Here is a 13,098-nt window from a genome sequence, read left to right on the forward strand (position 1 = left end):
GAGTGGGGAGCATGACGCCCAACGATGATCTTTCCCAGGCCCGGTGGTTCAAGAGCAGCCACAGCGGGGGCGGCAACGACTGCGTCGAGGTCGCCTTCACCGGTTCCGGTGCCGCGCTGAGGGACTCCAAGGACCCCGAGGGAGGCGCCTTCCGTCTCTCGCCGCAGGCTTGGCGCGGGCTGCTCGGCGCCGTGCGCACGAGTGGCCCCGCTCACGACTAGAGACCTTCGAACTCGACCCCTTACGCCCCCCGAGCAGGGGATGGGCCGGCGTAAGGGGTCGAATCACGTCCGGGTGTAGGTGATCACCCGATGCCGCGAGGCACCCCTCAGGACGAATCTCGTCACTACCAACAAGGCAGTGAGTTCCTAAGGGGAAAAGATGAACACGAACGACGCTCTGCTCACCGGGGTACTGGCCGAGGTCGAGTACCGCCGCGAAGAGCTCCAGCGAGCGGGCCGCAGCGTTTGGGTCGACCGGGCCCGCCGGGCAGGCAAGCGGATCCGCGCGCACCGCGCCGAAGTCCAGGTGCCCGCTCAGGAGCGCCGCGAAGCCCGGCAGGCGCCCGCCCGCAGCGGCGACGTCACCCGGTAGAGGTCGAGTGCGATGAAGCTCTCGGCGAAAACACAGGCGAAGTTGTCGGTCCGGTAGGCAAGAATGCACCTCGTGCCCCGTCTTGGCTCCGGAATCCCGATCGTCGCCCGCACTCAGGAGATGCGGCAGCTCCGCGCCGCCTTCGCCCGTGCAGAACGGGGCGAGGCCGGCGCGGTGCTGCTCTCCGGAGACGCCGGCGTCGGCAAGACCCGCCTCCTGACCGCGCTCGGCGAGTACACCGCCGGCGCGGGCGCCCTGGTGCTCACCGGGCGCTGTATCGACGTCCATGAGGGCGGTCTTCCTTATCTTCCGTTCGCCGAGGCGCTGGCGCCGCTGGCGACGACCTCCGATCCCGCGGTCACCGCCGCGGTCCGGGCCCGGCCGGCGCTGGGCAGGCTGCTCCCGCAGATGCAGCAGGCGGAGGACTACCCCGCCATCGAAGACGGTCAGCTCACCGCGAGCGAACGCGTGTCGACGCAACGCCTCGGGCCCGAACGGGACCTCGGCCAGCTCCAGCTGTTCGACGCGGTACTGGGGGTGCTGACCGTCATCGCGCAGCGCCGGCCCGTGGTGATCCTCCTGGAGGATCTGCACTGGGCCGACGGCTCCACCCGGAACCTCCTGTCCTTCCTGCTGACCAGGCTGCGCACCCAGCGGTTGCTGGTGGTGGCGAGCTATCGCGAGGAGGACGTCCACCGGCGGCATCCGCTCCGGGCGGTGTTGTCCGAGGTGGTGCGGCTGGGCGCCGTCGAACGGGTCGAGGTCAAGCCGTTCGGCGCCGAGGACGCGCGCGCCTTCGTCGAGGCGCTGGCCGACGAGCCGATCGGCCAGGACCTGATCGCCGACATCGTCACCCGGTCCGAAGGCAATCCGTTCTTCGTCGAGGAGCTGCTCGCGTCCGCGAAGGACTGCCGCGAGCTCCCCGCCGGGCTGGCCGAAGTACTCCTCGCCAGGGTCGAGCAGCTTTCCCAGATCACGCGCCGGGTGCTGCGCGTGGTCTCGGTCGCCAAGGACGCGGTGGCGCACGCCGCGCTCGCCGAGATCTCCGGGCTGGACGAGCTCGAACTCGACGAGGCGCTGCGCGAGGCCGTGCAGCATCACGTGCTGGTGATCGAGAACGGTTTCTACACCTTCCGCCACGCGCTGCTGCAGGAAGCGGTGTACGGCGACCTGCTGCCCGGCGAGCGGGTGCGCATGCACGCGGCGTACGCGGCCCGCATCCGAGACCGGGCACAGGGCCGTGGCCAGGACGCGCGGCTCGCGCACCACAGCATGGAGAGCAAGGACTTCGTCACCGCGCTGGCCGCGTTGCTGCGCGCGATGGACGAGGCCGAGAAGCTCGGCGCGCCCGGTTCCGCGCTGCGGCACGTCGAGCAGGCACTGTCCATCTGGGACGCCGTACCCGCGGCGGACCGGCCGCCGGACGTCGACGAGCTCCGCCTCCTGCACGAGGCCTCGTATTTCGCGAGCACGTCGGGGGAGCCGGAGCGCGCGGTCGCCTATTCGCGGTCCGCGACCGAGGCGTTGGGCCCGGACACCGGCAGCGAGCGGGCCGCCAAGGTCTGGCGACGGCACGCCGAGGCGCTGCTGTCGGTCGACGGCACGATCGACGAGGTCGTCGAGGCGATCGACAAGGCATGGAAGCTGGTCGAACACACCGAAGCGAGTTCCGCGCGCGCCTGGGTGCTCGCCACCCGCGCCGGGATCCTGCGGCTGATCGACAGGCACGACGAAGCGCTGCAGTGCGCGCTGGCCGCGGTCGCCGACGCCAGGGCCGTCGGCGCGGGCGGGGCGGAGGCGGCGGCGCTGGTCTCGCTCGGCACGCTGGCCGATTCGGCGGGCGACGTCGAGGAGGCGCGGGAGCGGCTGCGCGAAGCCGAGCGGAAGGCCAGGGATTCCGGCGCGCTCAACGGCGAACTGCGGGCTCTGCACTTCCTCGGGCTGAGCTACGACGACAGGGCCGAGATCCATTCCGCGCTGAAGTACTACGCCAAGGGCATCAAGCGGGCCAAGGAGACCGGCCTGACCTGGAGCTCGTTCGGCATCGAGCTGCGGACCAAGCACCTCACGCTGCGGTACGTCAGCGGCGATTGGCCGGAAGACGACGACGCCGGCCGCGCGGGCCGCGGTGTTTCGAGTGTCGTCGCCGGGCGGTTCCTGAGCATCTGGGCGCAGTTCGTCGTCGGAAGGGGCCGGTTCGCGGACGCGGACAAGATCCTGCCCAGCCTCCGGCAGCACTGGAGCGCGGACTACTCGATCGCGCTCGCGTCCGCCGACGCCGCGATCCAGCTCGCGTCGTGGCGAGGCGACCACGCGGGCGCGGTGCGGCAGGCGCACGAGCTGATCGACTGGCTCGAAGAGATCGAACCCGCCGTGCTCGGCGGGATCCGGATCAGCGTGCACGGTCTCACGGCGGCCGTCGCCCAGGCGGCCGAAGCACGGGTCCGCGGTGATCTCGCGACGGCCGAGGCCGCGGTGGCATCGGGGGAGAAGTTCCTCGCCCACGGCCGCCACTGCGCCGAACACGGCATCCCGCGTTCAGTGACGCTGGGTCCGGAAGCGCTGGCGTGGCTCGCCCGGCTGGAGGCGCTCGGCAGCTGCCTGCGTGGCGCCGGGGATCCGGCGCTATGGGCGAAGGCGGTCGAGGCGTTCGGGTACGGCGCGGTGTACGAGCAGGCCATGTGCCGTCTGCAGCACGCGAAATCCCTGCTGGCTTCGGACGGCGACACCGCGCTCGCCACGTCGGAGTTGCTGGCCGCGCACGCGGTGGCCGATCGGCTGGGCGCCTGCCCGCTGCGCGAAGCCGTCCGGGAGCTCAGCCATCGGGCGCGCGTCGAGCTTCCCGGGGAGGCCATGCCGGCGCGCCGTGACGTCGTCGATCCGCTCACCGACCGGGAACGCGACGTGCTGGAGCGCGTCGCGCTCGGCCGCACCAACCGGCAGGTCGGCGAGGAGCTGTACATCAGCGAGAAGACGGTGAGCGTCCACCTTTCGCGCGTGATGGCGAAACTCGGCGCGAGCCGCCGGGCCGAGGCCGTCGCGATCGCCTACGACCGGGGCCTCCTGGCCGCGCCCACCTCTTCGCCCTGACCGCGTTTCGTCCTCTGAATGCGATCCTTGCGTGTGCAAGTACCGCATTCAGAGGACGAAATGCGGAGGGTGCTCAGCGGCGCGGGAGGCGGCGGAGGGCTTTCAGGCCGGTGCTGAGACCCCGGGCCCAAAGCTTCGGGGGGATTCCGCGGCCGGGGCGCAGCGGCATCCCGCGCTGCACCGCGATCGCCTGCGCCTCGGTGTACTTGAGCAGGCCTTCGGCGCCGTTGCGCCGTCCGACGCCGGACTCCTTCATCCCGCCCATCGGCAGCCCCACGGTCCCGAAGGTCGCCGCGAAGCCCTCGTTGACGTTGACCGTCCCGGCCTTCAGCCGCGCCGCGACCTCCCAGCCCGCCCGGCCGTTGCGCGACCACACGCTCGCGTTCAGCCCGAACTGCGTGTCGTTGGCGCGTTCGATCGCGTCGGTGACGTCGGTGTAGCCGTAGATCGACACGACCGGCCCGAAGGTCTCTTCGGCGAACAGCTTGACGTCTTCGGTGACGTCGGTGAGCACGGTCGGCTCGTAGAACAGCGGGCCGAGGTCGGGCCGGGCCTTGCCGCCGGTGAGCACCTTCGCGCCCTTGGACCGGGCGTCCTCGACGTGCGCCGACACCGTCTCCAGCTGGGCTTCGGAGGTCAAAGATCCCATCTGCGCCTGGTAGTCCAGGGCGCCGCCCAGCCGCAGCGCGGCGGTCTTGGCGACGAAGGCGCGGGTGAACTCCTCGCGGATCGACTCGTGGACGTAGATGCGCTCGACCGAGACGCACAGCTGCCCGGCGGAGGAGAAGCACGCGGTCACCGCGCCGGTCGCGGTCTTGGCGATGTCCGCGTCGGGCAGCACGATCATCGGGTTCTTGCCGCCGAGTTCCAGCGAGTAGCTCGTCAGCCGCTCCGCCACCTTCGCGGCGAGACCCTTGCCCGTGGGCGTGGAGCCGGTGAAGCAGAGATAGTCCGACTCCTCGACCAGCGCGTCACCGATCCGCGAACCCCGGCCGAGCACGATCTGCCAGACACCGGCGGGCAGCCCGGCCTCCTCGGCGACCTCCTGCAGCCACAGCGCCGAAAGCGCGGTCTGGTTGTCCGGCTTCTGCACGACGGTGTTACCCGCCGCGAGCGCGGGGAGGACGTCCATCGCGGTCAGCGCGAGCGGGTAGTTCCACGGCGAGATGATCCCGACGACGCCCTTGGGGTGCCGGATCTCGCCGACCTTCGTCAGCACCGGGATCAGCCCGGCGGCGCGACGCGGGGAGAGGATCTTCGCGCTGTGCTTGCCGTAGTAGGCGGCGACGAGGGCGGTGGCGCTGACCTCGTCGAAGGCGTCCATCCTTGCCTTGCCCGCCTCGATCTGCACGAGGTCGAGCGCCTCTTCCTGCCGCTTCAGCACCAGGTCGTGCAGGCGGATCAGGATGCGCTGGCGGTCTTCGACCGGTCGCTCGGCCCACGCGCGCTGAGCCTCCCGCGCCTGGTCGAACACGGCTCGGACGTCGGCGTCGGTGGCTTGGGGCAGCGTCGCGATCGGCTGCCCGGTGAACGGCGCCCGCATCTGGACCGGCGCGGAATCCGCCCCGCCCACGACCCGCCGCACGAGCCGTTCCGCCCTGGCCGCGGCCGGGGCGCCGGGGACGTCGCCGATGGTGGCCGGTCCTTCGGTGTGGTGGCCCGCACTCGCCGGTGTCGTGCTCGTCATGCCGTCTCCGTTCCATGCCGCGCGCGGAGCCCGGAGGCGCCACGCAGAGCCCAGGTGTTACCGACGAGTACAGCATACCGCCGGTATGGAGACTGTCCACCGCTGATGTGAATCGGTTTCATGTATTGCCCGGCTGAGGCGGATTGTCCGGGGACGGTCGCAGAATGTCCTGCTGCTGCAAAGCGGATCCCGCGGGTGGCGTCGGGGGCGACGGCGGCTCGTAGGCCTGCTGATACTGCTGCGGAGGAACGCCGGGCGGGTAAGGGGTGTAGGCGACCGGGTAAGGGGCCTGCCGGGGCGGCGCCGGCTCACGGCGGTTGGCCACGACCGCCAGCCCGATCGTGAGCAACGCCACGAGCCCGCCGGCGAGCAGGATCCAGAATCCGCTCCCTGTCCCATAACGCGAGACGAACCGGCCGGTGTCCTGCCCGAAGCTCAGGCTCGCCGAGATGTCCATGCCGAGCATCCAGACGCAGGCCGCGGTCCCCGCTCCGCCCGCGATGAGCAGCGTCCTCGACGTCGTCGCGGCGGGTGAACGCGAATCGCGCTGGTACGCGGCGAAACCCACCGCGGCCCCGGCGAACAGGGTCAGCGCGGCGGCGGACAGCGGGATGCCGTAGCGGGCGACATGCGTCTTGTCGTAGAACTCCTTCTCCTCCGCCGACGGTTCGATGTCGAAGGTCCGCGTCCAGCCGGTCTCGGCGAATTTCGACACCGTCTTGCCGTCGGAGACCTGCTCGTACGTCGACTGCGGGAGAAAAGTCGCGATGAGGACCAGCAGGCCGGCGAAAACCCCCATCATCGCGGCGAAAAGGCGGGGGAGCCGCACGTCGGACGGCGGGCGCGGGGCGGCGGCCGGCGGTATTGCGCCGAACGGGCCAGTCGGTTGGTACGGCTGCTGATGCGGCGCGTTCATGGTCGACTCCTCGGCCGGTTCTGTTGTCCAGCAAGGAATTCCACCACGGATCGGCCGACGGGATAAGTGTCAGCTGTGCTCTGGTCAAGGACTTTCGCGCGTGCTACGCGGAGCTGTCCTCGTACAACATGACCGCGACGCGTTTCCATTCGTCGAGCAGTTGCCGGCGCCGCTTCGGATCGCCGCCGAGTTCGGCGTCCAGCGCCAGCCCGCGCGTGAGGTTCACGGTCAGCCAGAAGAGGATCTCCGCGCGGTCCTTCGGCAGATCACCGGCGACCGCGGTGATGTGCTCCAACGTCGAACGGCCCAGTGCCCGGTCGACCGGGCGGATCGCCTCGCGGAGTTCGGGGTCGGTGCGCGCCGCGACCCACAGTTCCGTGGCCGCCGTGGACAGCGTGCCGGAATAGCCCTCCCACAGCAGGTCGATCGCCGCCGCGACCCCCGAGGCGCCGCCGGGGAGTGCCGTGATCGACGCCGCGAGACGCCCGCGCAATTTCTCCGTGAGATGTTCGACGGCGGCCGCCATGAGCTCGGCCTTCGCGGAGAAGTGATGCTGCACGGCGCCCTTCGAGACGCCGGCGCGGGAGCAGATCTCCTGGACCGAGGTGCGCGCGTAGCCGAGGTCGACCAGGCAGTCGATGGTCGCGTCGAGCAGTGCGGTGCGGGTCTGCTCGCGCCGCTCGGCCTGAGTGCGGTGGGTCTTGCCGAGCACACTCACCGGATCCTGCCCCCTTTACGTGCAGCTCGGTACGGATGTACATTCCGAATGGAACTTACATCCTAAGCGTCATGTTTTCCAGGTCCGATCAGGAGGCGTTGGCCGTGCCCTTGCAGATCCAGAAGAGTTCGTGGAGCACGACGGAGCTCGAAGACCTCCGGGACCTCGCCCGGACCTTCTGCCAGAAGGAACTCGTGCCGAACCAGGAGCGCTGGGCGGCCGAGAAGAAGGTCGACCGCGAGCTGTGGACGAAGGCGGGCGAGGTGGGCCTGCTGGCCCTGTCCATCCCGGAGGAGTACGGCGGTGGCGGCGGCACGTTCGCCCACGAGGCCGTGCTCTACGAAGAGCAGGCCCGCTCCGGTGACAGCGCGTGGGGCGTCACCGTCCACAATGGAATCGTCGCGCACTACATCCTCGAGTACGCGAACGAGGAGCAGAAGAAGGCGTGGCTGCCGAAATTCGCCTCCGGCGAGATGGTCGGCGCGGTCGCGATGACCGAGCCCGGCACCGGTTCCGACCTGCAGAACATCAAGACCCGCGCGGTCCGCGACGGCGACCACTACGTGATCAACGGCGCGAAGACGTTCATCACCAACGGTTTCCACGCCGACCTCGTCGTGGTCGCGGTGAAGACCGACCCGGAGGCCGGTGCGCAGGGTGTGTCGCTGATCGCCGTCGAGACCGACACGCCGGGCTTCAGCCGCGGCCGCGTCCTCGACAAGATCGGCCTCAAGGGGCAGGACACCGCGGAGCTGAACTTCGACGACGTCCGCGTTCCCGTCGCCAACCTCCTGGGCGCTCAGGAAGGCCTCGGCTTCATCCAGCTGATGCAGCAGCTCCCGCAGGAACGGCTGATCATCGCCGTCACCGCGGTCGCCGGGATGGAGGCCGCGATCGACCAGACCATCGCCTACACCAAGGACCGCCAGGCCTTCGGCCGCCCGGTCTACAACTTCCAGAACACGAAGTTCAAGCTCGCCGAGGCCGCGACCGAGGCCGCGGTGTCCCGCGCGTTCCTCGACCAGTGCATCGAGCGGCACCTGCGCAAGGAACTCGACGTGCAGGGCGCGGCGATGGCGAAGCTGTGGACCACCGAACGGGTCAACAAGGTCGTCGACGACTGCCTGCAGCTCTTCGGTGGCTACGGCTACATGACCGAGTACCCGATCGCGCGCGCGTGGGCCGACATCCGGATCTCCCGCATCTTCGGCGGCACCAGCGAGATCATGAAGGAAATCATCTCCCGCACGCTGTAGAAACCGTTGGCGTAGGAAGGAAAGACGTGGCGAAAAAGGCCGGCCCGCTCAGCGGGCTCAAGGTCGTCGAACTGGCCGGGCTCGCCCCGGCGCCGTTCGCCTGCACGATCCTCGCCGATCTCGGCGCGGAGGTCGTCCGGATCGACCGGGCGACACCGGGCAACGACGTCATCGGGTTCCCGAACGATCCGCTCGCCCGCGGCAGGCGCTCGATCGGGATCAACACCAAGACCCCCGAGGGGGTCGAACTGGTGCTGAAACTCGCCGACGACGCCGACGTGCTCATCGAGGGTTTCCGTCCCGGCGTCGCCGAGCGGATGGGCATCGGGCCGGAACAGGTCCACGCCCGCAACCCGCGGCTGGTCTACGGCCGGATGACCGGCTACGGCCAGGACGGCCCGCTGGCGACCGTCGCCGGGCACGACATCAACTACATCGGCATCTCCGGCGCGCTCGAACCCATCGGGCACGCCGGGCAGCGGCCGGTGGTGCCGCTCAACCTCGTCGGCGACTTCGGCGGCGGCGGCCTCCTGCTCGCGATGGGTGTGCTGGCGGCGCTGTTCGAACGGCAGACGTCCGGCAAGGGACAGGTGGTCGACGCGTCCATGGTGGACGGTGCGGCGCTGCTGACCACCAGCCTGCACGGGTTGCTGGACTCCGGGCTGTGGTCCGGTGGGCGCGGCGAGAACATGCTCGACGGCGGCGCGCCGTTCTACGACACCTACGAGACCGCCGACGGAAAGTACGTCGCCATCGGCGCGATCGAGATGCGGTTCTGGGGCGACCTGGTGAAGGTGCTCGGCCTCGACCCCGAGGAGACCCCGGTCCACGTCGACAAGAACGAGTGGCCGAAGCTGCGCAAGATCGTCGCCGAAGCCGTCGCGAAGCACACCCGCGACGAGCTGGTCGCGAAGGCCGAGGGCACCGACGCGTGCCTGACGGCGGTGCTCTCCCCGAAGGAGGCTCCGTCGCATCCGCACAACGTCGCGCGCAAGACGTTCGTCGACGTCGGCGGCATGCTGCAGCCCGCGCCGGCGCCGAGGTTCGACCGCACGCCGGCCGAGACGCCGGAACCGCCGCGGCCCAAGGGCGGCGACACCGCCGAGGTCCTCGCCGAACTCGGCGTGGACGCCGACGGGATCGAACGGCTCCGGGCCGCGGGCACCATCGCCTAGGCGGGGTCCTGATCGGACCGCAGCACCGAATAGAGGACGTGGTCACGCCAGGCCCCGTCCCGGAACCCGTAGCCGCGCAGCACGCCCTCCCTGGTGAAGCCCGCCTTCACCAGGGAGCGCTGCTCGGCGACGTTGTCGACCTCCGTCGACGCTTCGACCCGGTTCATCTGCGTGTGCGCGAAAAGGTACCGGACCAGCAGCCGCTGGGCCTCGGTCCCGTAGCCGTGGCCGCGTGCCTCCGGGATGAGGACGAGCCCGGCGTTCCAGCAGTACGACGTCGAGCCCGTCCTGGTCTTGTGCCAGGACACGAAACCGAGCCGCTGCCCGGCGAGCTCGATCATCAGCATCCCGTTGTCCGCCGCGAGCATGCCGGTCTCGGCCCAGCGGCGGCGCAGGAAATGCGGGTCGTGCCAGCCGTGCCACTCGAACGGGCCCGCGGCCCGCGGATCGTTCGTCAGTGCTTCCAGCATCGGCAGGTCGTCTTCGGACACCGGTCTGAGGGCGACTCCGGTTTCTGTCATCCGCAGAGATTAGGCAAGGAAGCGAAGCTTCTCCGTTGAGGGTGGTGGCGGGGGCATGGATGGATTAGGGCCGAGGGCCGTCGAATTCGCCGTGACGCCCCGCGCCGCCACTGAACCGGCCGGCGCCTTCGACGGCCTCCTCGGCGAGCCCGCCGTCGATCAGCGCGTTCGAGAACTCCGCGCGCATCGCCTCGTCTTCGGTGAGTCCGTACTGGCCGTACGCGGATTTGCGATCCGCACGCAGGCACGCCTGGGGGAACGCGGCCAGTTCGCGCGCCAGCGCTTGCGCGGCCGCCAGGGCCTCGCCGTCCGGCACGACCCGGTTCGCAAGCCCGATGGCGAGCGCCTCGTCGGCCTCGACCGGCCTGCCGGTGAGGATCAGGTCCATCGCCCGCGAATGCCCGATCAGCCGGGGGAGGCGCACCGTGCCGCCGTCGATGAGCGGCACGCCCCAGCGGCGGCAGAAGACCCCGAAGACGGCCGTGGTGTCGGCGACCCGCAGGTCGCACCACAGCGCCAGCTCCAGCCCGCCCGCGACGGCGTGCCCGCGGACCGCGGCGATCACCGGCTTCGACAGGGTCATCCGTGACGGGCCCATCGGCCCGTCACCCGACGGGCTGAGCGAGTTGGTGCGGCCGGTGCCGACGGCCTTCAGATCGGCTCCGGCGCAGAAGGCGTCACCCGAACCGGTGAGGACGGCGACCGCGGCCTCATCGTCGGAGTCGAACGCGCGGAACGCGTCCGCCAGCGCGGCCGCGGTCGGTCCGTCCACGGCGTTGCGCGACCCGGGGCGGTTCAGCGTGATCGTCGTCACCGGCCCGTCCCGGTGGACGAGAACGTTTTCGCTCATCGATCGCTCCCTCAGGCGAATACGGGTGGGCAACAGGGCCCGATTCTCCTTAAAGTGGTGACAAAGTCCGCAGTGCGCGCGGAGTCATCGTCTGGACACTACGGTGTGATGGGATGGAGCCATGTCGCCCGGCTTGAAGAAATTCGTTGTCATCGCCGTCGTCGCGCTCGTGCTCTTCTTTCTGATCAGCAGGCCGACGCAATCCGCCGACGCCGTCCACACCGCGCTCGGCTGGCTCCGGTCCGGCGCCGAAGCCATCGTGACGTTCGTCCGGAGCCTCTTCTCCTGACCCCGCACGACGACCACCGGCGCCCTGGTGGCGCCGGTGATCGCCGTGCGCGACCACCAGCCGTTATCACTCAGCGTCACCCGTCTCGCCTTTCGGTCGGGCGACTCGACCATCCGGGTGGATTGCCCCCGAAAACCCGCTGGTCGACGAATTCGTGCCCGGGAAGCTCTGGCGGAAGAGACCTCCGCGCCCCTACGGTGCTCACATTGCGTGATCGGTTGGTCCTCCAGGCGCCGGAGCCGGCCTCCTGGGCGAGGAGTTTCCGCAGGTGCAAGCCCCAGGGCAGCGGAACTTCCAGCCGGGCAAGTAAGTCAGGACTTGTCAGTCGGGGAATCATGAGGAGGCAGGGATGACCGGAGATCCCGGAGTCGATGCGTTGATCCGGCAGTGGGCGGCCGAGCGTGAGCAGACCCCCGAGGAGCAGGAAGCCGATCGGATCGCGTCGGCGTGGCTGGCCGACGTGCCGAGGCAGGCTCCCGGAATCCCCGGCCAGCGTCAGCAGTCCGGCCAGGGCCGCTGGGCGCCGGTCGAGGCCGCCGACCCCGGCTACCTCGACGCGATGCGCCGTCGTCTCCCGGAGGTCCCGCAGGACCTGCTCGTCGCGGCCGCCGGCTGGTGGCAGATGGTGGGCGGCGTCGCCGAGGCCGAAGCCTGGTGGGACGCCGGCATCAGCCCGCTCGACCAGCGTGCGCTCGACTACCGCGCGGCCGGGCTCGCCCCGTCCGATCTGAGCCGCCGTCTCGGCCCGATGACCGTTTTGCAGCACCTCCGCCGCGGCAGCGCCCCGGCCTGGTGCGTGGCGCGGCTGGCGAGGCAGCAGAAGTCCGCCTGACGAGAACTTCTCGCACGCGCGGGTGAACCGGCGTGGCAGGGGCGATCTCGGCGACCGCGTAACGCTAACCTGCGCGGGCTCGTTAGTTCGAGCATCGGTCGTGATCGCCGCCCATGCTGGAGGACTCGCTTCGTGCGCACCACCCCGGAAAACGACGAGCTCGTCGCCGACCCGGCCACGCCCGCTCCGCGCCGTCGCGGGGCGGGCGCCGCCGTACTCGGCAGGCTGGTGATCGTGCTGGCCGTGCTCGGCCTCGCCGCGGGCGGGATCTGGCTGGTGACCAAGGCGTCCGCCCCGGTCGCGAGTCCCACGACGATGGAGATCCCCGCGCTGCAGGTCAAGGCGGCGGACGTCAAACCCGGCTCGGTCGCCCCGGTCAACGCCACCCTCGCGGGCGGCGCGACTCAGCAGACCTCGCCCCAGCAGGCACAGCCGAAACCGGGCAAGGACCCCCTGACCGCCTGGACCGAGCGGGCGGCCCAGGCCACCGGCATCCCGGCCAGGGCGCTGCTCGCCTACGGCAACGCCGAACTGGCGATGCGCCAGATGCAGCCGAACTGCAAGATCTCGTGGGCGACGCTGGCCGGTATCGGCCGGATCGAGTCGAACCACGGCCAGTACGGCGGCGCCGTCCTCGGTCAGGACGGACGGCCGTCGAAGCCGATCATCGGTGTCCCGCTCGACGGATCGCCCGGGGTGAAGGCGATCGGCGACACCGACGGCGGCCAATTCGACGGCGACGCGGCCGTCGACCGCGCGGTCGGCCCGATGCAGTTCATCCCCAGCACCTGGCGCCGGTACGCCGCCGACGGCAACCGCGACGGTCTCGGCGACCCGCAGCAGATCGACGACGCGACGCTGGCGGCGGCGCGGTACCTGTGCGTGAACAACCGCGACATGTCGGCCGCCTCGGGGTGGTGGCAGGGAATCCTGTCGTACAACAACTCGACCGAGTACGCGCAGAAGGTCTTCGGGCTGGCGGACGACTATGCGAAGGCCGTCGCCGCCCGCTCTTGAGACTGTTCTTCTTGGCTGGGAGCTGCGGAGGTCATGTCGCGAAAGCCACTTTCGCGACATGATCGCCACGGCGGTACCGGGCGCGGCCACTTCCGGCGTTTGGGGGGGGGCACAATGCAAAAAAAAAAAAAACTGATAATTATTTTAAAGCAA

13 protein-coding genes are annotated in these 13,098 nt (G+C 70.2%); 8 read left to right on the top strand and 5 right to left on the bottom strand.

The window, feature by feature from the left end; translation table 11 throughout:
• The first annotated feature begins 11 nt into the window (after positions 1 to 11).
• The 3 genes from ACZ3HL_RS04380 to ACZ3HL_RS04390 all read left to right on the top strand — a co-directional run bounded on the left by ACZ3HL_RS04380 (position 12) and on the right by ACZ3HL_RS04390 (position 3,684).
• Positions 12 to 221 (top strand): DUF397 domain-containing protein, encoded by a 210-nt coding sequence (locus ACZ3HL_RS04380; RefSeq protein WP_125675531.1) that lies wholly within the window; start codon positions 12 to 14, stop codon positions 219 to 221.
• Between the two features lie 160 nt (positions 222 to 381).
• Positions 382 to 594, top strand: a complete 213-nt coding sequence (locus ACZ3HL_RS04385) for a hypothetical protein (RefSeq protein WP_465528731.1) — start codon at positions 382 to 384, stop codon at positions 592 to 594.
• Positions 595 to 657: 63 nt separating this feature from the next.
• Complete coding sequence (locus ACZ3HL_RS04390) at positions 658 to 3,684, top strand: helix-turn-helix transcriptional regulator (protein ID WP_465412071.1); 3,027 nt, start codon at positions 658 to 660, stop codon at positions 3,682 to 3,684.
• A gap of 73 nt (positions 3,685 to 3,757) precedes the next feature.
• Here ACZ3HL_RS04390 and ACZ3HL_RS04395 read toward each other — a convergent pair whose 3' ends face one another.
• The 3 genes from ACZ3HL_RS04395 to ACZ3HL_RS04405 all read right to left on the bottom strand — a co-directional run bounded on the left by ACZ3HL_RS04395 (position 3,758) and on the right by ACZ3HL_RS04405 (position 7,005).
• The gene (locus ACZ3HL_RS04395) at positions 3,758 to 5,371 is read right to left on the bottom strand and encodes a succinic semialdehyde dehydrogenase (protein WP_465528733.1); all 1,614 of its coding nucleotides are present in this window, start codon (positions 5,369 to 5,371) and stop codon (positions 3,758 to 3,760) included.
• A gap of 118 nt (positions 5,372 to 5,489) precedes the next feature.
• The gene (locus ACZ3HL_RS04400) at positions 5,490 to 6,287 is read right to left on the bottom strand and encodes a hypothetical protein (RefSeq protein WP_465528735.1); all 798 of its coding nucleotides are present in this window, start codon (positions 6,285 to 6,287) and stop codon (positions 5,490 to 5,492) included.
• A gap of 103 nt (positions 6,288 to 6,390) precedes the next feature.
• Complete coding sequence (locus ACZ3HL_RS04405) at positions 6,391 to 7,005, bottom strand: TetR/AcrR family transcriptional regulator (RefSeq protein WP_465412074.1); 615 nt, start codon at positions 7,003 to 7,005, stop codon at positions 6,391 to 6,393.
• 104 nt (positions 7,006 to 7,109) lie between these two features.
• Between ACZ3HL_RS04405 and ACZ3HL_RS04410 the strand changes: the two genes are divergently transcribed.
• A complete protein-coding gene (locus ACZ3HL_RS04410) occupies positions 7,110 to 8,261 on the top strand; it encodes an acyl-CoA dehydrogenase family protein (RefSeq protein WP_125676677.1) in 1,152 nt (383 codons plus the stop codon).
• Positions 8,262 to 8,287: 26 nt separating this feature from the next.
• Positions 8,288 to 9,436 (top strand): CaiB/BaiF CoA transferase family protein, encoded by a 1,149-nt coding sequence (locus ACZ3HL_RS04415; RefSeq protein WP_037343411.1) that lies wholly within the window; start codon positions 8,288 to 8,290, stop codon positions 9,434 to 9,436.
• On the opposite strand, the gene ACZ3HL_RS04420 is transcribed toward ACZ3HL_RS04415, so the two are convergent.
• Positions 9,433 to 9,957, bottom strand: a complete 525-nt coding sequence (locus tag ACZ3HL_RS04420; RefSeq protein ID WP_465412075.1) for a GNAT family N-acetyltransferase — start codon at positions 9,955 to 9,957, stop codon at positions 9,433 to 9,435. The two genes, ACZ3HL_RS04415 and ACZ3HL_RS04420, sit on opposite strands and share 4 nt — an antisense overlap.
• Positions 9,958 to 10,021: 64 nt before the next feature.
• Positions 10,022 to 10,807 carry a crotonase/enoyl-CoA hydratase family protein gene (locus tag ACZ3HL_RS04425; protein WP_465528737.1) on the bottom strand — a complete coding sequence of 262 codons (786 nt, stop codon included), beginning with the start codon at positions 10,805 to 10,807 and terminating at the stop codon, positions 10,022 to 10,024.
• Positions 10,808 to 10,940: 133 nt separating this feature from the next.
• Between ACZ3HL_RS04425 and ACZ3HL_RS04430 the strand changes: the two genes are divergently transcribed.
• The 3 genes from ACZ3HL_RS04430 (at position 10,941) to ACZ3HL_RS04440 (ending at position 12,945) form a co-directional block, all read left to right on the top strand.
• The gene (locus ACZ3HL_RS04430) at positions 10,941 to 11,096 is read left to right on the top strand and encodes a hypothetical protein (RefSeq protein ID WP_162182762.1); all 156 of its coding nucleotides are present in this window, start codon (positions 10,941 to 10,943) and stop codon (positions 11,094 to 11,096) included.
• 349 nt (positions 11,097 to 11,445) lie between these two features.
• The gene (locus tag ACZ3HL_RS04435) at positions 11,446 to 11,928 is read left to right on the top strand and encodes a helix-turn-helix transcriptional regulator (protein ID WP_126734844.1); all 483 of its coding nucleotides are present in this window, start codon (positions 11,446 to 11,448) and stop codon (positions 11,926 to 11,928) included.
• A 132-nt stretch (positions 11,929 to 12,060) separates the two neighbouring features.
• Positions 12,061 to 12,945, top strand: a complete 885-nt coding sequence (locus ACZ3HL_RS04440) for a lytic transglycosylase domain-containing protein (protein ID WP_465412077.1) — start codon at positions 12,061 to 12,063, stop codon at positions 12,943 to 12,945.
• Positions 12,946 to 13,098: the final 153 nt, after the last annotated feature.

It is taken from the genome of Amycolatopsis sp. NPDC000009, assembly GCF_055563465.1.